Annotated in this window: 16 protein-coding genes; 9 read left to right on the top strand and 7 right to left on the bottom strand. The window is 56.0% G+C overall.

The annotated features are described in order from the left end of the window. Nucleotides 1-123 precede the first annotated feature (123 nt). From B3511_RS00595 to B3511_RS00580, 4 genes are all read left to right on the top strand, one after another. Entirely contained in the window at nucleotides 124-966 is an 843-nt protein-coding gene (locus tag B3511_RS00595; RefSeq protein WP_286758340.1) for a 23S rRNA (adenine(2030)-N(6))-methyltransferase RlmJ, read from the top strand. A 71-nt stretch (nucleotides 967-1,037) separates the two neighbouring features. Next, nucleotides 1,038-2,390, top strand: a complete 1,353-nt coding sequence (gene gorA, locus B3511_RS00590; protein ID WP_046886813.1) for a glutathione-disulfide reductase — start codon at nucleotides 1,038-1,040, stop codon at nucleotides 2,388-2,390. A gap of 345 nt (nucleotides 2,391-2,735) precedes the next feature. Next, complete coding sequence (locus B3511_RS00585) at nucleotides 2,736-3,020, top strand: monooxygenase (protein WP_286758339.1); 285 nt, start codon at nucleotides 2,736-2,738, stop codon at nucleotides 3,018-3,020. Between the two features lie 206 nt (nucleotides 3,021-3,226). Then, complete coding sequence (locus B3511_RS00580) at nucleotides 3,227-4,876, top strand: alpha,alpha-trehalase (RefSeq protein WP_286758338.1); 1,650 nt, start codon at nucleotides 3,227-3,229, stop codon at nucleotides 4,874-4,876. A 14-nt stretch (nucleotides 4,877-4,890) separates the two neighbouring features. Here the strand turns inward: B3511_RS00580 and B3511_RS00575 are convergent, their stop codons facing one another. Beyond that, a complete protein-coding gene (locus B3511_RS00575; RefSeq protein ID WP_286767813.1) occupies nucleotides 4,891-6,480 on the bottom strand; it encodes an STY4199 family HEPN domain-containing protein in 1,590 nt (529 codons plus the stop codon). A gap of 149 nt (nucleotides 6,481-6,629) precedes the next feature. On the opposite strand from B3511_RS00575, the gene B3511_RS00570 reads away from it, so the two are divergent. Further along, complete coding sequence (locus B3511_RS00570; protein WP_040078183.1) at nucleotides 6,630-7,163, top strand: GNAT family N-acetyltransferase; 534 nt, start codon at nucleotides 6,630-6,632, stop codon at nucleotides 7,161-7,163. A gap of 5 nt (nucleotides 7,164-7,168) precedes the next feature. Here B3511_RS00570 and B3511_RS00565 read toward each other — a convergent pair whose 3' ends face one another. Then, entirely contained in the window at nucleotides 7,169-7,927 is a 759-nt protein-coding gene (locus B3511_RS00565; protein ID WP_286758337.1) for an SDR family NAD(P)-dependent oxidoreductase, read from the bottom strand. Nucleotides 7,928-8,046: 119 nt separating this feature from the next. Between B3511_RS00565 and B3511_RS00560 the strand changes: the two genes are divergently transcribed. The 3 genes from B3511_RS00560 to B3511_RS00550 all read left to right on the top strand — a co-directional run bounded on the left by B3511_RS00560 (nucleotide 8,047) and on the right by B3511_RS00550 (nucleotide 11,747). After that, nucleotides 8,047-8,946, top strand: a complete 900-nt coding sequence (locus B3511_RS00560) for a LysR family transcriptional regulator (RefSeq protein ID WP_040078179.1) — start codon at nucleotides 8,047-8,049, stop codon at nucleotides 8,944-8,946. 156 nt (nucleotides 8,947-9,102) lie between these two features. Continuing rightward, nucleotides 9,103-10,152 carry an inner membrane protein YhjD gene (gene yhjD, locus B3511_RS00555; protein ID WP_046886817.1) on the top strand — a complete coding sequence of 350 codons (1,050 nt, stop codon included), beginning with the start codon at nucleotides 9,103-9,105 and terminating at the stop codon, nucleotides 10,150-10,152. A 272-nt stretch (nucleotides 10,153-10,424) separates the two neighbouring features. Further along, complete coding sequence (locus B3511_RS00550) at nucleotides 10,425-11,747, top strand: MFS transporter (RefSeq protein ID WP_212478370.1); 1,323 nt, start codon at nucleotides 10,425-10,427, stop codon at nucleotides 11,745-11,747. A 48-nt stretch (nucleotides 11,748-11,795) separates the two neighbouring features. Here B3511_RS00550 and B3511_RS00545 read toward each other — a convergent pair whose 3' ends face one another. Continuing rightward, the gene (locus tag B3511_RS00545) at nucleotides 11,796-13,853 is read right to left on the bottom strand and encodes an AsmA family protein (protein ID WP_286758336.1); all 2,058 of its coding nucleotides are present in this window, start codon (nucleotides 13,851-13,853) and stop codon (nucleotides 11,796-11,798) included. Nucleotides 13,854-13,968: 115 nt separating this feature from the next. Continuing rightward, entirely contained in the window at nucleotides 13,969-14,739 is a 771-nt protein-coding gene (gene pdeH, locus B3511_RS00540) for a cyclic-guanylate-specific phosphodiesterase (RefSeq protein ID WP_046886820.1), read from the bottom strand. 231 nt (nucleotides 14,740-14,970) lie between these two features. On the opposite strand from pdeH, the gene B3511_RS00535 reads away from it, so the two are divergent. Beyond that, nucleotides 14,971-15,900, top strand: coding sequence for a sugar kinase (locus tag B3511_RS00535; protein ID WP_263616880.1), 930 nt, complete (start codon nucleotides 14,971-14,973; stop codon nucleotides 15,898-15,900). A 453-nt stretch (nucleotides 15,901-16,353) separates the two neighbouring features. Here the strand turns inward: B3511_RS00535 and B3511_RS00530 are convergent, their stop codons facing one another. The 3 genes from B3511_RS00530 to hmsP form a co-directional block, all read right to left on the bottom strand. Beyond that, a complete protein-coding gene (locus B3511_RS00530; protein ID WP_040078172.1) occupies nucleotides 16,354-17,841 on the bottom strand; it encodes a M16 family metallopeptidase in 1,488 nt (495 codons plus the stop codon). Nucleotides 17,842-18,066: 225 nt separating this feature from the next. Further along, nucleotides 18,067-19,353 carry a C4-dicarboxylate transporter DctC gene (gene dctA, locus B3511_RS00525; RefSeq protein WP_046886823.1) on the bottom strand — a complete coding sequence of 429 codons (1,287 nt, stop codon included), beginning with the start codon at nucleotides 19,351-19,353 and terminating at the stop codon, nucleotides 18,067-18,069. 158 nt (nucleotides 19,354-19,511) lie between these two features. Then, the gene (hmsP, locus tag B3511_RS00520) at nucleotides 19,512-21,518 is read right to left on the bottom strand and encodes a biofilm formation regulator HmsP (RefSeq protein ID WP_046886824.1); all 2,007 of its coding nucleotides are present in this window, start codon (nucleotides 21,516-21,518) and stop codon (nucleotides 19,512-19,514) included. Nucleotides 21,519-21,563 lie beyond the last annotated feature (45 nt).

Genomic DNA, 21,563 nt, shown 5'->3' with positions numbered 1-21,563 from the left:
GGGTCAGTAATGGGGGTAAGTGTAGAGGATTTCAATACCGGGCGTTGCGCTTTCGCGGCGGTGGCGACTTTTCTGTATACTGTGGCGATACGCTTTTTTTTACCTGATGGAACACCTTTACCCATGCTCAGTTATCGCCATAGCTTCCACGCGGGCAATCACGCCGACGTCCTTAAACACACTGTACAGAGCTTGATCATTGAAGCGCTGAAAGAGAAAGACAAACCCTTTCTCTATCTGGACACCCATGCCGGCGCGGGCCGCTATCAACTGAGCGGCGAACATGCCGAGCGCACCGGTGAATATCTGGAAGGTATTGCCCGCATCTGGCAGCAGGACGACCTGCCTGCCGAGCTGGAGCCCTATATCGGCGTGGTGAATCATTTCAACCGCAACGGCCAGCTGCGCTACTACCCCGGTTCCCCGCTGATTGCCCGCCAGCTGCTGCGCGAGCAGGACAGCCTGCAGTTGACTGAGCTGCACCCGAGCGACTTCCCGCTGCTGCGTTCTGAATTCCAGAAAGACAACCGCGCCCGGGTAGATAAGGCTGATGGCTATCAGCAACTGAAGGCTAAACTGCCGCCGGTCTCCCGTCGCGGTCTGGTGCTGATCGACCCGCCGTACGAAATTAAAACCGATTATCAGGCGGTGGTAACCGGCATCAACGAAGGTTACAAACGCTTTGCCACCGGCACCTACGCCCTGTGGTATCCGGTGGTATTGCGCGCGCAAATTAAGCGCATGATCAAAGACCTCGAAGCGACCGGCATCCGCAAAATCCTGCAAATTGAGCTGGCCGTCCGTCCGGACAGCGATCAACGCGGTATGACCGCCTCCGGCATGATTGTCATTAACCCGCCGTGGAAGCTCGAAGCGCAGATGAATAACGTGCTGCCGTGGCTGCACAAAACCCTGGTGCCAGCGGGAACCGGCCACGCCACCGTCAGTTGGAACGTGCCAGAGTAATTGCAGGCATCGGTGGAAACTATTGATTTCAGGTATACAATCGCGCCAACCAGATATTAAGGATAAGACTCATGAGCAAGCATTATGACTACATCGCCATTGGCGGCGGCAGCGGCGGCATCGCCTCTATTAACCGTGCGGCCATGTATGGCCAGAAGTGTGCGCTGATTGAAGCCAAAGAGTTAGGCGGCACCTGCGTAAACGTGGGTTGTGTACCGAAGAAAGTGATGTGGCACGCGGCGCAGATCCGTGAAGCTATCCATATGTATGGCCCGGATTATGGCTTTGACACGACCCTTAACCACTTCGACTGGGATAAGTTGATCGCCAGCCGTACCGCCTACATCGACCGTATTCACACCTCGTACGATAACGTGCTGGGCAAGAACAACGTTGACGTAATCCGCGGTTTCGCCCGCTTTGTAGATGCAAAAACGATCGAAGTGAACGGCGAGACGATCACCGCCGATCATATCCTGATCGCCACCGGCGGCCGTCCGAGCCACCCGAACATTCCGGGCGTGGAGTACGGTATCGACTCCGACGGCTTCTTCGAGCTGCCTGCTCTGCCTAAGCGCGTTGCCGTTGTCGGTGCGGGCTACATCGCCGTTGAACTGGCTGGCGTGATTAACGGCCTGGGCGCAGAAGCGCACCTGTTCGTGCGTAAACATGCGCCGCTGCGCAGCTTCGACCCGCTGATCGTTGAGACCCTGGTCGAAGTGATGAACGCGGAAGGGCCAACCCTGCACACCAATGCCGTACCGAAAGCGGTAGTGAAAAATGCCGACGGTAGCCTGACGCTGGAGCTTGAAGATGGCCGTAGCCAGACCGTAGATTGCCTGATCTGGGCAATTGGTCGCGAACCCGCCAATGACAACTTCAACCTGGCGGTAACCGGCGTTAAAACCGATGAAAAAGGTTACATCGTTGTCGACAAATTCCAGAACACCAGCGTATCGGGCATCTACGCCGTTGGCGATAACACCGGCGCGGTTGAGCTGACGCCGGTTGCCGTTGCGGCGGGCCGTCGCCTCTCCGAGCGTCTGTTTAACAACAAGCCGGACGAGCATCTGGATTACAGCAATATCCCGACCGTGGTCTTCAGCCATCCGCCTATCGGCACCGTTGGCTTAACCGAGCCGCAGGCGCGCGAGCAGTATGGTGACGAGCAGGTCAAAGTCTACAAATCGTCGTTTACTGCCATGTACACGGCGGTCACCTCTCATCGCCAGCCTTGCCGTATGAAGCTGGTTTGTGTTGGTCCGGAAGAGAAAATCGTCGGCATTCACGGTATTGGCTTCGGCATGGACGAGATCCTGCAGGGCTTCGCGGTGGCGCTGAAGATGGGCGCAACCAAGAAAGACTTTGATAACACCGTTGCGATTCACCCGACGGCGGCGGAAGAGTTCGTTACCATGCGCTGATTGTTTGCGCAGGAGAGTGCTTTACCCAAACTGGCCGCGCAACGGCCAGTTTTTTTTTGGCGTGATGAAATAAAAGACAACGCATCATTCTTGTGGGCTGCCACAGGGGATGGGGAGATCACGCCCCCTCCTTTGACCTGTCTTCTCCGCCTGCTGCCAGGTCGCTAACAGCGTTAATCCACTCTCCCTCCTGGTAAAGCGGGTGACGTTAAACGGCAAAGGCACGCCTCATGGACTTATGTACAAACGGTAACAAAATAGCCCGTTGTCGGCCAGGGAGTTGGCTAATCTTAAAAGGCGCTAAGCCGTACCCTTCAGAAAATAATTTAAGACTGAGTAGAGAACATGCACCTGAAAATTACCGCGACGTTTATGTCGAAGATCCACCTTATTCTGGCCCTCGCCTGGACCGTACTGACGATCCCCACCCTGCTGTGGTGGAAAAACAGCATCCTGTGGGTGTCCCTGATGAGCATTTACGCGATTGTCATTTCGCATCTGGCCGCCTACAGCGCCGCACATGCAGAAAAAGCAGCCAGTAAGGCGCTGGGCGAGAGCGCTAACGCGAACCAGAAAGCCAGTCACACCGCAGCCACGGTTCACGAGAGTGCGCGACAACGAATGCTCTGATTTTTCATTCCCCGCTTAACGTCCTTAAAATACCTTTTAACGTTGTAAATTCATTAGGTTAATGTGTTTTTTGCGCGTCGTTAGCGGGGAAAAAGCGTGATCGACCGCACACTTCGCACCGCATTCACCGAAGCGAATGTCTACGCTTAAAAGACGACCGGGAAAAACCCGTATTTGTTACGACAAAACCGGAGGTCCACACCACCATGTTCAACCAGAAATTACAGGCAGCAGAGGTTATCGAGTTCGAGATTGCGGAAGAGATTCGCTACGAAACCGATCCCTGCGAGTTAAAACTGGATGAGATGATTGAGGCGGAGCCGGAACCGGAAATGATCGAGGGGTTGCCCGCATCTGATGCGCTGACCCCGGCCGATCGTTACCTTGAATTGTTTGAGCACGTTCAGTCGACGCGACTCTTTGCAGACAGCAAAACGTTCCCCGACTGCGCGCCAAAGATGGATCCGCTGGATATCCTTATCCGCTACCGTAAAGTCAGACGCCACCGGGACTTTAACCTGCGCCAGTTTGTGGATAACCACTTCTGGCTGCCGGAAGACTACAGCAAAGAGTACATCTCTGACCCGGGTCTGTCCCTGAAAGAGCACATTGATAACCTGTGGCCGGTGCTGACGCGCGAGCCGCAGGATCATATCCCGTGGTCATCACTGCTGGTATTGCCGCAGGCCTATATCGTGCCGGGCGGCCGTTTCAGCGAAACCTACTACTGGGACTCCTATTTCTCCATGCTGGGGCTGGCCGAGAGCGGCCGCAACGATCTGCTGAAATGTATGGCGGATAACTTTGCGTGGTTGATTGAGCGCTACGGTCACATTCCGAACGGCAACCGTACCTACTACTTGAGCCGTTCCCAGCCGCCCGTCTTCGCCCTGATGGTCGAGCTGTTCGAAGAGGACGGCGTACGCGGCGCGAAGCGCTATCTGGACCACCTGAAGATGGAATACGCGTTCTGGATGGACGGCGCCGAGTCGCTGCTGCTCAACCAGGCTTATCGTAGCGCAGTACGTATGCCGGACGGCTCTCTGCTCAACCGCTACTGGGATGACCGTGACACTCCGCGCGATGAATCCTGGATCGAAGACGTGGAAACGGCCCGCCACTCTGGCCGTCCGCCGAACGAAGTTTATCGCGATTTGCGCGCCGGGGCGGCCTCGGGCTGGGACTACTCCTCCCGCTGGCTGCGCGATCCGTCACGGCTGGCGAGCATCCGCACGACGCAGTTTATCCCTATCGACCTGAACGCGTTCCTCTTCAAGCTGGAGAGCGCCATCGCCAATATTTCGGCGTCGAAAGGGGATAAAGAGACCGCAGAGATTTTCCATCAGAAGGCGAGCGATCGTCGCGCGGCGGTGAACCGTTATCTGTGGGATGAAGAGACGGGCTGCTATCGTGACTACGACTGGCGACGCGAGGAGATGGCCCTGTTCTCTGCAGCCAGCATCGTGCCGCTGTACGTAGGAATGTCGACGCATGAGCAGGCCGAACGTTTGTCCGATGCCGTAAAAGCGCGTCTGCTGACGCCAGGCGGCATCATGGCCACGGAGTATGAGACCGGCGAACAGTGGGATAAACCCAACGGCTGGGCCCCGCTGCAGTGGATGGCGATCCAGGGGTTCAAACAGTATGGCAACGACTCGCTCGGCGATGAAATTGCCTGGAGCTGGCTGCAAACGGTGAACCACTATTACAAGGAGCACCACAAGCTGATCGAGAAGTACCACATCGCCAGCAGTACGCCCCGTGAAGGTGGCGGGGGGGAGTACCCGCTGCAGGATGGCTTTGGCTGGACAAACGGCGTGATTCGTCGCCTGATTGGGCTATATGGGGAGCCGTAGCTCCCCTCAGCGCGCTAGCGAATCACTTCATAAATTTCCGTCTGGATACCCTGCCACTTTTTGCTGCTGGCATCCGGCTGCGCCTGCGCCCGGCGGGTGGCCTGCTCAACCTCATAACGTTGACGCGCCACTACCGCCGGCACGGTGCAAAAGGCCTGTAGCCAGGTTTTGCGCGAGCTCGTGAGCTTCTCGCCGGATGACATGGCATGGCTCAGGGTAGTGATAAATCGCCGACAGGGCTTCTGCTCCGTCATTTGCAGGCGATAGCGCATCAACATCTTCAGTACGGCAACGTTACCCGCCGAGTGCGCCTGCTCAGTCCAGGAGACTTTCCAGTCCATCCCCCCTTTCAGAAAGAGCTGCACCACGCGGGCATCATTACGATCGATGGCCGAACGGAAGTTGTTCTCATCCCAGGTGATGCCCATCCGCGTCAGGGTGTCCCGCGATGAAGGGGTGTCACGCATATCTTCCGGCTGCTGGGTCTGAACGACCACTTCCGCGGCCCGGGGCTGCGAATCGCCAACGAAGAGCCAGACGCCCCCTGCCAGCATCGCCAGCACCATGACCCCGACCGCCCCCCAGAGCAGCCCGGAGATAAGCTGATCGCGCTGCTCCGGCGTGCGCTCCGCCCGTCGCTGCGGTTTATCGATATTCTCACCAATTTCATCACTATCGCCGCCGGCCGCCTTGTTTTTCTGCTGCGCATGCTCCCAGAAGCGGTGCAGGTCGTTGGTCTCCACCGCCAGCAACGCTGCCGGATTAACCCGGGTACGCCCCTGCTCAAAGGCACGCTGCACCGGGCTGGCAATCTGGTCGTAGTAGCTGTCCATTAAGACAATCTGTGCCGGGGTCAAGGCCTCTCCGGCCAGCAGCGTATTACGGATCTGGCGTATATCGTCGAGGAAGTTTTGCAGCGTTTTTCGCGGCTCCACCAGCAGGGTGAGATGGTGCTGATCGCTGAAAAGTGCAGCGTAATAGCGGGAAAACTCCTTTTTATCCACGACCATCAGCGCCAGCTCGCTGAATTTCATGCCGCTCAGCACATCGTTGCGTTCGCCCTGTCGTAGCCAGCGCCGAACCTGATCGGCACTGAACAGGGTTTTCAGGTGATTGTTCAGACGCGTAGGATCGGGCCAGGCTTTCAGCACCAGCGCTTTCAGCATCATCTCGACTGCGCGCACCTGCTTTTGCGCCTGCAGCTGTTGCGCCTCATCAGCCGGAGCAAGCTCGGTGCTGTAGGTCAGCAGGGGCTGTTGCTGGCGCACATGCTCAAGGGCCGTGACAAAACGCGTCGCCGCAATCAGCTGGTTGTCGCTGACATCCTGTCCACTCTCATACTGTGGCACACGCTGTTGCAGCAGGCGCAGCTGGAGCGTGAAGTTCGACATTTCAGCGTCGTTCAGGTGTAGCCGCTTCGCCACCGCCGCCCAACCGCCCAGGCCGAGGCGCGCGTTATCCAGCTGTTCCAGAAACCAGCGGGGATCCTTGCCTTCCGATACATGCACTTTCAGGAGCAGCAGGATCTCCACCGACGCCTGACGAATGATACCCAGACAGTGTTCAAACTGTTCCCGGACGTGATGCGTTTTGCTGAGGGTCATCATTTTCCTTTCCGTAAAATGAAAACAGATATGGGGTCGTCTCTATGCGACTTTTTTCTTTTATTTATACAGGCTTAACCATACCTGAGAATCTATGGTATTACAGTGACAGCCGTATAATCATTAACACAATTTATGGGATAAGCCTGATGCCGGTACTGCATACCCCGCGTTTAACCTGCTCGCCGCTGTGCGAAGCGGATTGGTCCTTTTTCCTGGCGCTTCAGCAAGACCCGGACGTGATGCGCTACGTTGCAGATAACCGCCCGGAAACGGCGATCCGTGAGGCCTTTGAATCCCGCCTGCCCGAGTGGACGCCCGGTAGCGCGCACTGGTTATGCTTGCTGGTTCGGGACACCCTCAGCCAGACGCCGCTGGGCGTAACGGGATATCTGCATCATGAAGAGGATATTGCCGAGGTGGGATTCTTATTCGCCCCGCAGGCGCAGGGTCTGGGATATGGCTTTGAATCGTTAAAAGCCGTGTGTGATTTTGCCTTTAACGAGGGGGGAATTCGCCGGTTAACTGCCACCGTGACAGCCGGAAACCTGCCCTCCAGGCGGCTGCTGGAGAAGCAGGGTTTTGTGCTGGAAGGCGAGCTGCGAGAAAATTATCAGTTGGCTGGCCGCTGGCATAATGACTGGCTGTTTGGCCTGCTGAAAAAAGAGTATCAGCAGGCGTAACCGGCTTACAGGAACATACCGCCCGAGACTTCAATGCGCTGGGCGTTCATCCAGCCCAGCTCGTCGCTGAGCAGCGCGGCGATAGCGTCACCAATATCATCCGGCAGACCTACGCGCCCCAACGCGGTTTGCGCGGCGATCTGCTGATTCAGCTCGGCATTATCACGTACCATGCCGCCACCGAAATCAGTTTCAATCGCCCCTGGCGCGATGATATTGGCGCTAATGCCGCGTTCCCCCAGCTCTTTCGCCTGATAGCGGGTTAACACCTCCATCGCCCCTTTCATCGCTGCATAGGTGCTGGACCCGGGGAGCGCAAAGCGTGCCAGCCCGGAAGAGACGTTCAAAATTCGCCCCCCGTCTCTCATCAGTGGCAGGAGACGCTGCGTCAGGAAAAACGGACCTTTTAAATGGATGTTCATGACGTTATCAAATTGCGCTTCGCTGGTTTCAACGTAGGGGGCATTTAAACCCACCCCAGCATTGTTCAATAAATAGTCGAAGCTGTCGCGCTGCCAGTGCTGCCTGAGGGTCTCCCCGACCTGCTGAGCAAAATGTTCGAAGCCGGCAACTTCGCCGACGTTCAGCTGTAACGCTGCGGCTTTCACCCCTTTTTGCTCAATTTCGCGAACAACATCGAGCGCTTCCTGTTGGCTGCTATTCCAGGTGAGGATAATTCCGACACCTTTCGCAGCCAGCTTCAGCGCCGCGTTTTTTCCCAATCCCCGGCTGCCGCCAGTCACAATGGCTATACGTTCACTCATAAGAAACCTCGTTTCGGCTGTTGTGGTCGTTGAGAAAGAGCTTATTAGGTGATAGAAAATCAATAAAGGTAGCCAGTAACGCTTTACTGTTTCAATTTGAACAACAATGAGCGCAACCTATGGATAAAATTCACGCAATGCAGCTCTTCATCCGCGTCGCGGAACTGGAGAGTTTTTCTCGCGCAGCGGACTCTTTAGGCCTGCCTAAAGGGAGCGTATCCCGGCAAATCCAGGCGCTGGAGAACGGGCTTGGTACGCAATTGCTGCACCGGACCACGCGCCGCGTCAGCCTTACGCAGGACGGAATGGTCTATTACGAGCGGGCAAAAGATCTGCTGGCAAACCTCGACGAACTGGATGGTCTTTTTTTGCTCGACCCTGCCAGCATCAGCGGACGACTGCGGGTGGATATGCCGGTGGCCATTGCACGAAATTTAGTCATCCCGCGACTACCCCAGTTTTTACAGCAGTATCCCGGTATCGAACTGGAGTTGAGCAGTAGTGACCGTCTGGTGGATGTGATTCGGGAAGGATTCGACTGCGTGGTGCGCGTCGGCACTCTGAAAGATTCTGGTCTTATTGCACGCCCGCTGGGCAAACTGTCAGTCATCAACTGCGCCAGCCCCGATTATCTGACGCGTTTTGGCTATCCCGAGACGCTGGACGATTTAGCCTCTCACGCGGTGGTGCATTATGCGCTCAATCTGGGGAGTCGCCCGCAGGGCTTTGAATATTATGACGGTGAGAGCACCCGCTGGGTTAAAACCGGCGGCATCCTGACGGTGAACAGTACCGAAACCTATCACGCCTCCGCTCTGGCGGGTCTGGGGATTATTCAGGTGCCACGCGTCGGGGCTCGCGACGCGCTGCGCGCCAAAAAGCTGCTGGAGATCCTGCCACAATATCGTCCGGGCCCGATGCCGGTTTCGCTAATTTATCCCCACCGCCGCAACCTCTCCCGCCGGGTTCGCCTGTTTATGGAGTGGCTAACAGAATTAATGAAGGCGTACGTAGACTAGACTGAATCTGTACCCGTGATACTTCACGCGGCCCAGGCGTTGGCCTGTGATTCGCTCTCCCGAGCCTTAGCCGCCGGGGCCGTGGCAAGCAGCATGAATTATTTAGGGTATATAATTTCAGGAACATCCTGCGTACCGAAAAGGAAAACGTCACCGATGCCGGACAACAACCAGCAACGCCCTGTACAGGAACTGGATTACGAACCAGTCAAAAAAATGGACACCACCCCGCCTTCCGCGGCATCAGAAAACGCGGAAGTGACAAGCCACGATGTAAGCAGTGCGGGAAGCCTGGTCGAAAAAGCGAAGCTGCTGGTTCAGCTCGTACAGCAGCGCCCAATGATTGCCCACATCCTGCGAGCCACCGAGCGATTTAACGATCGGCTGGGTAACCAGTTTGGCGCCGCCATTACCTACTTCTCGTTTTTATCGATGATTCCCATCCTGATGGTCTCCTTTGCGGCAGCAGGCTTTGTGCTCGCGTCGCATCCGACCCTGCTGCAGGATATCTTCGGTAAAATCTTGATGAACGTTAGCGATCCGACGCTTGCCTCCACCCTGAAAAGTACCATTAATACTGCGATCCAGCAGCGCACCACGGTAGGGATTGTCGGGCTATTGATTGCACTCTACTCGGGTATTAACTGGATGGGGAACCTGCGCGAGGCGATCCGCGCCCAGTCGCGTGACGTCTGGGAGCGCACGCCGCAGGACCAGGAGAAGATCTGGCTGAAATACTTCCGCGATTTTATCTCGCTGATTGGCCTGCTGGTGGCGCTGATTGTCACTCTCTCTATCACCTCGGTGGCCGGTTCGGCACAGCAGATGATTATCTCAGCACTCTATCTTGATAATATCGAGTGGCTAAAACCCGCCTGGCGACTGATTGGATTAGCTATTTCAATCCTGGCGAACTATCTGCTCTTCTTCTGGATCTTCTGGCGCCTGCCACGCCATCGGCCCCGTCGTAAGGCGTTGATGCGGGGTACGCTGATTGCCGCTATCGGTTTTGAGATCATCAAAATCGTGATGACCTATACGCTGCCTTCGCTGGTGAAATCCCCCTCTGGTGCCGCCTTTGGTTCGGTGCTGGGGCTGATGGCATTCTTCTACTTCTTTGCGCGTCTGACCCTGTTCTGCGCAGCGTGGATCGCCACCGCCGAGTATAAAGATGACCGGCGAATGCCGGGTAAAACCCACCGCTAGTGACATCATCGGGCTGAATAAAAACGCAAAATTTCAGCCCGATCCATCATTTCAGCATATAAATCCAGCCTGTAACTTTTATTTAACCAAAAACCAGTTTTTTCCACCAAGTTTAAATTTATGTGAAGCATTTCATAGAAGCTATTTTAGCGGGCTGAACATTATCCCCTTTTTGCTGCTTTTTTGCCCTCCCGCCGGGTTTGTTACAGATTGAAATGTCGCTTTTGCTGTGCGTAATATGGCCGTTCGTTCGCCAAAAATAAGAAAAGTTTATGCAGGCCACAACCACAACTCTCGATTCACAACAGGAAAACGCCCCGGTTAACTCACGTAACAAAGTCGTTGTCGCCTCTCTGATTGGCACCGCCATCGAGTTTTTCGACTTCTACATTTACGCGACCGCTGCGGTTATTGTCTTTCCACATATCTTCTTCCCGCAGGGCGACCCGACCGCCGCGACGCTGCAGTCTCTGGCGACCTTTGCCATCGCCTTTGTGGCGCGGCCGATTGGTTCCGCGCTCTTTGGTCACTTTGGTGACCGTATTGGCCGCAAAGTCACGCTGGTGGCTTCGCTGCTGACCATGGGGATCTCTACCGTCGCCATCGGCCTGCTGCCCACTTACGAGACCATCGGCATTCTGGCGCCGGTGTTGCTGGCGCTGGCGCGTTTTGGCCAGGGTCTGGGTCTGGGCGGTGAATGGGGCGGCGCGGCGCTGCTGGCCACCGAGAACGCCCCCGCACGTAAACGTGCACTGTACGGCTCCTTCCCGCAGCTGGGTGCCCCCATTGGCTTCTTCTTTGCTAACGGGACCTTCCTGCTGCTCTCCTGGCTGCTGAATGATGAGCAGTTTATGAGCTGGGGCTGGCGTATTCCGTTTATTTTCTCTGCCGTGCTGGTGCTGATTGGCCTGTATGTGCGCGTCTCGCTGCACGAGACGCCGGTATTCGCCAAAGTCGCAGCGGCCAAAAAGCAGGTAAAAGTGCCGATGGGTACCCTGCTGACCAAACACGTCCGCGTGACCGTGCTCGGCACCTTTATCATGCTGGCAACTTATACCCTGTTCTATATCATGACCGTCTACTCCATGACCTACAGCACCGCGCCTGCGCCGGTCGGCCTGGGGCTGCCGCGTAATGAAGTGCTGTGGATGTTGATGATGGCGGTGATTGGCTTTGGCGTGATGGTACCTATCGCCGGCCTGCTGGCGGATAAATTTGGCCGCCGCGCGAGCATGATCACCATCACCTCGCTGATTATCCTGTTTGCGCTGTTCGTCTTCCCGCCGCTGCTGGGTTCCGGCAGCCCGGCGCTGGTGATGGCCTACCTGCTGATTGGCCTGAGCCTGATGGGGTTGACCTTTGGCCCGATGGGTGCGCTTCTGCCTGAGTTGTTCCCGACTGAAGTGCGTTATACCGGTGCCTCGTTCTCCTATAACGTCTCGTCGATTCTGGGGGCTTCCGTGGCGCCCTACATCGCCACCTGGTTACAGGCAAACTACGGACTGTTCTACGTGGGTGTCTACCTGGCCGCGATGGCAGCTCTGACGCTGATTGCCTTGCTGCTGACGCACGAAACGCGGCATCAGTCGCTGTAAACGTAAAACGGCAACCTGTGGGTTGCCGTTTTTTTTACGTCCTGCGCCTTACTTTTTCATCTGTGCCAGTATATTCCGACACTGATTCGCATCCCCTTCAGACGGTGAAATCAACGCCAACAGCGCCGCCGCCGGCGTTACCAGCGTTGCCAGCGCCGCGGCCACCGCACCACGGGCAATCAACGGCCCGGCTTTCACCCCCGCATCCGGATTTTTAAAGGTTCCGCGTACGTACAGCGGCGAGCGCAGCGTAACGATACGGATGCCCTTACTTTCCGGATTGATGGTGAGGTCGAGCTGCTCAGAGGCCATGCTGGCGGTGCCCGTCACGTTGATGACCGCATTCTCCGTATCGAAGGCGAAGATCTGCGGTCGGGCAACGCCGTTGACCAGATCGATATTGGCCGCCGCGCAGTTCACCCGCACTTCATCATCGCCAAAAATCTGACCAATGATAAAGTTGCCCACATTCAGGCCGAGGATCTCCATCAGGTTACGGCTGATCAGTCCATCGTTCATCAGCAGCTTCAGGTTACCGTTGCCGTTACCCAGCAGAGCAGCCACGGAATTACCGGTACCGCGGATCTCAGCATCACCGTTCATTTCACCGAGGGTTTTCTGCATTAATTCGACGTCAGGCATCAGCTCTTTTAACTTCAGCCGCCGCGCCTGAATATCTGCCCGCCCACGCATGGGGCTTTTATCCCCTTCCAGATGAATATTTGATGAGATGGTTCCGCCCGCCATGCCGAACTTCAGCGGCTGCAGGCGCAGGTCGGCATTTTTCAGCAGGATATGGGTCGAGAGATCGCTAAGGGGCAGGCTGCTGCCATGTTCAATACGGCGGCCTTTGAAACGCACATCGGCGTCCATCACATCCCATTTATCTGTTTCAAAACGATCGTTTGGTAGCACCTTGCCGGCAGGCTGAGCGCTTTTCTCACCCTTTTTCTGCTCGGCGCGTTTCGCGCGCTCGGCACCCTTGCCCGAATCCACCCCGATCAGCGGGCCCAGGTCGGCGAGGCGCAGCTGCCGGGACTCCAGATCCCCTTCAAGCTTCGGCCGCGGCTTGCCGGTGGTGTAGGTTAGCGAGCCGTGGATATCACTGTCGCCGATGCGGCCATTAAAGTCGCGATAGTCATAGACCGACGACTTTTCAGCATCAATTTTCGCGACCAGATGACCGTCGGTTTCAAACGGTGGAGTATCGGGCAGCAGCACCCCAGTCAGCTCATAGAGCTCGCCCAGCGAATCCCCGGCAAATTTCAGCTGGAGATCAACGCCACCCATTTTCATCGGGTCGTTTACCGTGCCAACGAAGGCCACCCGCGTATTGCCAGAGCGGAAATCAGCCTGCACCGGGAACGGCGTGCCTTCGCTTCGCAGGGCCAGCATACCGCCAATTTTACCCTTGCCGCTTAAAGGCTGGTCGTTGTAGCGCCCTTCCGCCTTCAGGCCAAAGACGTAATCACCGACCTTATCTTTTTTGCCTTTGTTCCCCGTCACTTCGCTAAAGGGCAACGGTTTACCCAGCGGATCGACAAAGATCTCAATATCTGCCTTAGTTACCGCATCGTTGATATCGATCCGTCCGCGATCGAAGAGGATATTATCCAGGCGGAAAGACCAGGAGGACGGTTTGGCGTTGGGATCTTTTTCTTCGTCACTCCCCGCCAGATCAAAGGTCCAGTTGTTCTTTTTTTCCGACAGACGGATCAGCCGGGCATCCGGCTGTTGCAACTTGATCCACGGTAGATAGACCGTTTTAGTGAACAGCGCCAGCGGCGCCAGCGTGGCCTCTACGCGCGGCAGATGCACCATGGTAATTTCGGGGATATCCGGCGGGTTGCCGAGGATGATGTCGTTAGCATGGATGTGTGGCCATGGAACCCAGCTGCGCCAGCCGGTTTCCTCTTTCTGGCGCTCCCACACTACGCCCAAATCACCACGAATGGCGAAGGGCCGGTTTAACTCAGTCGAGACTTTCTGGTTGATGGTCGGTTTGAGGCGATTCCAGTCGAACGTCGCAATAATGACGATTATCACCACAATCAACAACAAGAAGATCCCTAGCGACCAGGTGATTATCTTTGTTGTCTTGGTCATTCCGCACTCCCTTTTTCACTTGCCTTTCTAGAATATAGCCCAGGCAACGGGAAAGCGGCGGCTGCGTCCGGTAATAGCGCGTCATTCACGCACTATTATGGGAAGCAGCCAAAACCTACAGGGTAAGGATGACGTTTTCGAGCGTGTCCATCGGGACGGGGCGGGAGAGGAAGTACCCCTGCGCAGCAGCGGCCGGAGAGCTTTGCACGTCTCGCCACTCTTCCAGCGTCTCGATGCCCTCGACAATGACCCCCTGGCAGTAGCGGTTCATCAGCTGAAGCAACAGGGTGAACAGGTTCCGGCCTTCCGGTGTTTGGCGCAGCATGATGAAGAGATCGCGCGCCACTTTGATGTAGTCATAGCGCACTTCGCTCAGAGCCGAGAAGTTGGCCATGCCGGTACCGAAGTCGTCCAGCCACAGCGGAGCAAACTCGCACATTGCAGCGAAGGTCGAATCTTGCGGTAAGCGTATATGCTCAACCAGCTCAAAGCGGATCCACGGCAGCGTAGCGATGAGCTGCTTTAACGTCTCATCCTGACGCACCGCCATCAGCGTAGGGCCATCGACGTTTACCGAGGCGAGGATCTTATGCTGCATGAAAAAGGGCTGCTTTTCCGCCAGCATGGTGAGCTGTTCTTCCAGCACATCCAGACGTTTGCGCACCGGGATTTCCGCAAAGTAGCGATCCGGCGCGATACGCTGATCGGGCGTTGACGGATGCGTCACGATGGTCAGGATCTCAACGGCCATCAGCGTGCCATCAATGCGATAGATGGGCTGCCAGGTGTAAGCGCGCTCACATTGCAGCCAGTAGCGATGCTCCTGCAAGTTCTCAATACTTGCCTGAGGAACAACTAGCCGCTGGATATCCTGCTGTAACTTCATTTCAGATGTCCTGTTGAATGGGAGATGAGCTGACGGGACTCGTCAAAGGTTATCGGCGCAGGAGATAAGAACTTTAAGGCTGGTTGCAGGCGAAAATGAAATTCTGATGACAGAAACTGAAGCGGAACCTGTTCCAGTTCAAAAAAATAATGGAACGTCGTTTTAATATGGTTGACCACTAAACGGTGCCAGAGCACACTACCTCTAATTTCACTCTTCAGGTTCAAGATTATGTCCAAAAAGATTGCCGTCATTGGCGAATGCATGATTGAACTCTCCCAAAAAGGCGCGGAAGTGAGCCGCGGCTTTGGTGGCGATACATTGAACACGTCGGTCTACATTGCCCGTCAGGTCTCCCCTGATGCGCTGTCAGTGAACTATGTCACGGCACTGGGTACCGATAATTTCAGCCAGCAGATGCTGGAGAGCTGGCAGGCGGAGAACGTCGATACCTCCCTGACTCAGCGCATGGAAAATCGTCTGCCTGGCCTCTACTACATCGAAACCGACAGCACTGGCGAGCGTACCTTCTACTACTGGCGCAATGAAGCGGCGGCGAAGTTCTGGCTGGAGAGCGATGACGCGGCGCGCATTTGCGAAGAGCTGGCTACGTTCGACTATCTCTATCTGAGCGGCATCAGCCTCGCCATCCTGAGCCAGGGTAGCCGTGATAAGCTGCTCTCTCTGCTGCGTGAATGCCGTGCTAATGGTGGCAAAGTAATCTTCGATAACAACTACCGTCCACGTTTGTGGGCCAGCCGCGAAGAGACGCAGCAGGTCTACTCCCAGATGCTGCAATGTACCGATATCGCTTTCTTAACCCTCGACGACGAAGATGCGTTGTGGGGCGAAAAGCCGGTGGATGAGGTGATTGCCCGGACGCAGGCGGCAGGCGTCTCTGAGGTGGTGATCAAGCGCGGTGCCGATTCCTGTCTGGTCGCGGTTGCCGGTCAGCCGGTTATCGACGTTCCGGCAGTGAAGCTGGCGAAGGAAAAAGTAATTGATACCACGGCCGCGGGCGATTCATTCAGCGCCGGTTATCTGGCCGTACGCCTGACAGGCGGCACGCCGGAAGCGGCAGCCCAGCGCGGCCACCTCACTGCCAGTACGGTGATTCAGTATCGCGGGGCGATTATTCCCCGTGAGGCGATGCCGCACTAAAAAACGGCTACCCTGGGTTGTAATGCCGATCGGTTAAGCAATCCGGTATTTCTATGTCACTGAAGTAGAAAGGTTCCGTTCACTAAGGCATCTCTGCTTTTTGTCGGCCACTCTGCGGCCTGACCGGGGCACGGGTGTTGACTCCCCGCTGAAATCGGCGAACCGGAGACCGGATGACAAGGGCTGGACGCCAGGGATGGCGGCCAGAGGCGAAGCGAGACAGGGATGTCGAGTTGAGCCGACCGCAGGCAGGAGGTCGGGAGGTGAGCGCAGTGCGAAGCACCGATTTCGTCGCGGGGCCGCGGGGATTGACAAGGGGGACCCGGCGGTCCCCCTTGTCACGTTCACGGGTGGTGTAATGCCATATTCTGCTGAACATGAGGTGAACGGAACAATTCCACCGCACTTAACCGATCGGCATTACCACCGTTTATCTTTGCGCGAACGCCCACCTTACTGCGCCTGCGGAATATCCGTCACGTCCTGATGATCGCCAGAAACAACGGGAGCCGCACTCTGCGCAGGCACCATAATATTACTCCAGGTTTCTTGCAGCTCTTTCATGTTGTACTCAGGCTCGCCCTTCGGCTGCAGCAGAATCAGTGCCATATCCTGTGAAAGCTGCGAACGCAGATCCTGGTTCAGCATCTCCACCGTCAGGCCGCTCAGGAAGTCCTGGCGCAGTTTCTGATACTGCTCCGGCGCGATATCCACCACCTGGTTTTGCAGGGAGCGAATACGCTGACTGATCAGGATATCGGTATCTGTGCGCGCATAGGTGGCAAACAGCTTTTGCAGCTCAAGGCCCTTTTGCGCCACCAGCGCGTTAAACTCTTCTACCGGCAGCCCGTTGTCACGTACCTTCGCCAGCTCTTTCGCCACCACCGCCATATTCGCGTTCAGCTTATCGTTCGGCGACTCAACGTTAATGGCGCACTGTGCACGCTGGAACAGCACCCGGCAATCAAAGCCCAGACCGATATCTTTGGTGTTGTTCTTGCTAAGCGTCTGCTGAACATGCCAGAACAGCGCTTCACGGGCTAAATCTGCACGCCAGTAACGCAGCAGGGCTGCGGATTCCCGAATAGGCTGCCACGGGCCATCCCACATGATTGAGAGACGATCCTGACGCACTGTGTCGGTCATGATGCTGACGGGCTCGGCACGCAGCGGCGACAAGGTCGGCACTGGCGCCGGCGTATGGCGTTTACCTTTCAGTTCGCCGAAGGTTTTATTGATCTGTTCTACTACCGCACGGGCGTCGACGTTACCCACCACAATCAGGGTCATCGCATCCGGGGTGTACCAGTTCTGGTAGAAAGATTTAACCTGTTCGATATCAACCGGCTGCTTCAGCGGCTCCGCCGGATCGTGGCCGAGCAGCGTTGACCCCTTGAGGCGATAGCGCCACCAGCCCTCTTTGGTATCCGCGGGCCAGGTGGCAACCATGTCACTGTTGCTCAGCGCATAGTTAACGGTTTCAGGGGTAATGGAGACGTTGCCTGCGGTATCCGAGAGCCAGGTCAGCGCCTCTTTGAGCAAATCATTACGGTTGTTCGGCAAGCTGAGGTTAAACATGGTGTAGTCATAAGAGACCACGGCAGGCGGGAGTGGGCGTTTCGGGTCGATGCCCTGTTGCCACAGTGAACGCACCTGCACAGCCTGCAGGCTGCCGCTTTGGGTCAGCGCCAGCCGGGGGATAAAGTGGCTAAAGCCGGTCTGCTGCGTGCTTTCCGTCAGGGAGCCCGTATTTACCGAGAGGCGGATTTCAATCCGATCGCTGGGACGCTGAGGCGTCGAGAGGACCTGCCACTGGAAGCCGTTCGCCAGCGTCCCCTGTTGCCATGCAGGATCGGGCTGGAGCGCATCAGCGTGCACGTAACTGGCTGCTGCCATCATCAGCAAACCGCCGGTTAAGAGTCGAATTTTTGTGCCCTGCATGTGAACCCCTGATCAACATTCCTGGTTAAAAAGAGTGCTACACGCCCTGGAGCACTCTAAAGACGATATTCAAAACACTCCGATTAGACCGCGCGTTAAGCGAAACGTCACGGCATGAAGTGAAATATACCCGAAAAAAATCTTGTCGAATTATGACAGGTATGAGGGGCCATTATGCGCAGGAGCCCGCACTCCGACAAGGGAATGCGGGCCTGAGAGCAGATTTTAGGAGGATAAACCGTGCGTTTTGCCGTCTGGCGCACGATTATTGAGGGTATCGTCGAGCTTTTTATGATCCAGCTCTTTCACCCACTTCGCGACCACGATGGTCGCTACCCCGTTACCGACCAGGTTAGTCAGCGCACGAGCTTCAGACATAAAGCGGTCAATACCGAGGATCAGCGCCAGCCCCGCCACCGGCAGATGACCCACCGCTGAAATGGTCGCAGCCAGGACGATAAAGCCGCTGCCCGTCACCCCGGCCGCCCCTTTCGACGAGAGCAGCAACACGACCAGCAGCGTGATTTGATGGAAAATATCCATGTGGCTGTTGGTCGCCTGAGCGATAAATACCGCGGCCATGGTCAGGTAAATCGAGGTGCCATCCAGGTTAAAAGAGTAGCCCGTCGGAATGACCAGCCCCACCACCGATTTGCGGCAGCCCAGCTTCTCCATTTTATCGAGCATACGTGGCAGCGCCGACTCGGACGAGGAGGTACCCAGCACGATGAGCAGCTCTTCGCGGATATAGCGGATGAACTTAAAGATATTGAAGCCGGTGGCCTTTGCAATACTCCCCAGCACCACCACTACAAACAGAATACAGGTGATATAGAAGCAGATAATCAGCTGGCCCAACTGTACCAGGGTGCCCACGCCATATTTACCGATGGTAAACGCCATCGCCCCGAAGGCCCCGATAGGTGCCAGACGCATAATCATATTGATAATGCCGAAGATGACCTGAGAGAAGCTTTCAATCACATTAAAAATCAGCTGCCCTTTGCTTCCCAGGCGATGCAACGCAAAGCCAAACATCACGGCAAACAGCAGTACCTGCAAAATGTTACCGCTGGCAAAAGCGCCAATAACGCTGCCGGGAATTACATCCAGAAGGAAGGCCACCACACCCTGATCTTTTGCCTGATCGGCGTAGACGGCGACCGCTTTGGCATCGAGCGTAGAGGGGTCTACGTTCATGCCGGCGCCGGGTTGCACCACGTTCACGATAATCAGGCCGATAATCAGCGCCAGGGTGCTGACCACCTCAAAATAGAGCAGCGCGACCGCGCCAGTGCGACCGACCGCCTTCATGCTTTCCATGCCCGCGATACCGGTTACCACGGTACAGAAGATAACCGGGGCGATAACCATCTTGATGAGCTTAACAAACGCATCGCCTAGCGGTTTCATCTGCGCGCCCAGTTCAGGGTAGTAATGGCCCAGCAGAATGCCGATAGCAATCGCAGTCAGCACCTGAAAGTAGAGACTTTTGAAGAGTGAGGTTTTCATATGATGTCCTTGGGAAGAAAAACCACAGGCACTATAGGGGTAATAATTACCTGCGGATTTAAAATACCACCCGGCTCTCAGGACAGATACAGACTCAGATCAGAAATGAAACACAAATGTTAAAAAGTTTGAGCTGGCTCGCACAAGCCAGCAACATTTTAATTCAACGCGGGGGTGTCATGGGGAGAAAGGTAATGCGCTTCAAAGAGATCGCGTGGAACGGCACGGGCGAAGAGATAACCCTGCCCATACTTCACGCCAGCCTCTGCCAGCCAGTCGCGCTGTGCCTCGGTTTCGACCCCTTCGGCAATCACGTCCAGCGTCAGGCTTTGCGCCATCTGAATAATGGCCTGCACCATGCTGCTGTCGTCCGGTAAACCTTCCACAAAGGTCTTGTCGATCTTCAACACGTCCACCGGCAGCGTTTTCATATGCTGCAGCTGACGTAGCCCCGCATACCCCATACCGAAATCATCCAGCGCGATACGTACCCCGGCATTGCGCAGCGGACGCAGAATCGCCACCGCTTCGTTCGGATCGTCGATACGGCGACTTTCTGTTACCTCAAGAATCAGGGTATCAGGCTGGATTTGATAGCGATGAATCAACTCCAGCAGCTCTGAAACCATCGTCGGGTGCATCAATTGCAGCGCAGAGAGATTGACCGACAGCGGCAGGGTAATACCACGAGCCTGCCAGGCTGAGAGCAGCCGGCAAGACTCCTCCAGCACCCAGTGGCCCACCGTCACCATCAGCCCACAGTTTTCAATACGTTCGATTAACCCTTCCGGCAGCTCCCAGGAGCCGTCCGGCTGCTGCATACGCAGTAGCGCTTCGGCGCTTTTTACCCGGCCCGTACTCAGTTCAACCTGCGGCTGCAGCCAGATGGCAAACTGATGGTTATCCAGCGCATTAAGGATATCGCTCTCTTCCGTCAGGCGCTGCTGCGCCTTTTCCATCTCTTCGGGTTCGAAGAACTGGATTTGGTTTTTACCCTTGCGACGCGCAGCAAAGGCGGCGGAGAAGGCCCGGCTGTAAAGTTGCTCGGCGCTCTGATCGCCGTAATACATGGCAATGCCAATGCTGGCGCTGGGGCGCAGCTGGATGCTCTGAACCGGCAACCGCTCGTTAATGACAGTGAGCACTTGCTGACCTAATGTGATGGCATGCCATGGCTCCTTCACACCATGGGCGATAATCACGAAGTCGTACCCCGTGACCTGAGAGAGCACCATCCGCGGGGAGAGGACGGATTTCATCTTTTCCACCAGCGTGAGCAGCAACATCTCTCGCTGACTCTCTTTCAATACCCCGGCGGTGTCCTGCAAGGTTTCACAGGCCACGACCATCAACGCCGTCGTCTGCTGGCGGGCGACCGTCTGCTCCAGCAGACCCATCAGGAACGCTTTGTTCGGTAAATCCGATACCGGGAAGCGGGTCGCATTGCAGTTCATCTCGTCATACTGACGCAAAATCCGCTGTTGATTAATGTTGTAGCTGCGGACCAGCATGCCGATCTCGTCATCATGATGCAGGCGCGGCAACGGCAGCTGGTGACCCACCTGATACTCTCCCGGTAGATCATTGAGTTCCCGGGCCAGACGGCGTAGCGGATGCACAATCAGTCGGTTAATACACCAGGTCAATGCCACCGTCAGCATCAGCGTCAACAGTAAGTAAGCAGTCACTAACGTTGATAGCCAGCTCATCACAAATTTAAACATGCGATAAGAGTCTGACTGGAGCACCAGATAAGCCAGCGGCTGCGGATTTGCCGGGCGTTCCAGCGAATAGATGGGGAGCGAGATTTGCACCGGCAGTTCGACCATCCGCATCACCATCATCGGCACCGGACGCTCAGGGATAAAGCGCATACGCAGCGCCTGGAACTGATTAGGCAACACCACATCCGCCCGGCTGACGACGCCGGCCGGCTGGATCCCTTTAAGGATGGTTTCTGCTTCCGGGATATCCCCTTTCAGGATGGCCGCAGAGAGCGGTTCACGAACCGAACGGGCAATGCTTTCAAGTTGCGTAGCCGTGTTGTAGCGATTCTGCTGAATGGAATGAACCAACAGAATGACGCAAAAGATGAAAACAAACACCATAGTGACGGCGGAAACCATCGCCATTTGTTTGATAGTTAATGAACGGCTGACACGCAAAATGACTCTCCAGAGAACACGACACGCGGGGTAATCAGATGTGAC

It is taken from the genome of Leclercia sp. UBA1284, from assembly GCF_002308415.1.
Taxonomy (GTDB): domain Bacteria; phylum Pseudomonadota; class Gammaproteobacteria; order Enterobacterales; family Enterobacteriaceae; genus Enterobacter; species Enterobacter pneumoniae.
Note: the sequence above shows the minus strand (reverse complement) of the source record. Positions and strands in the feature narration are given on the sequence as shown.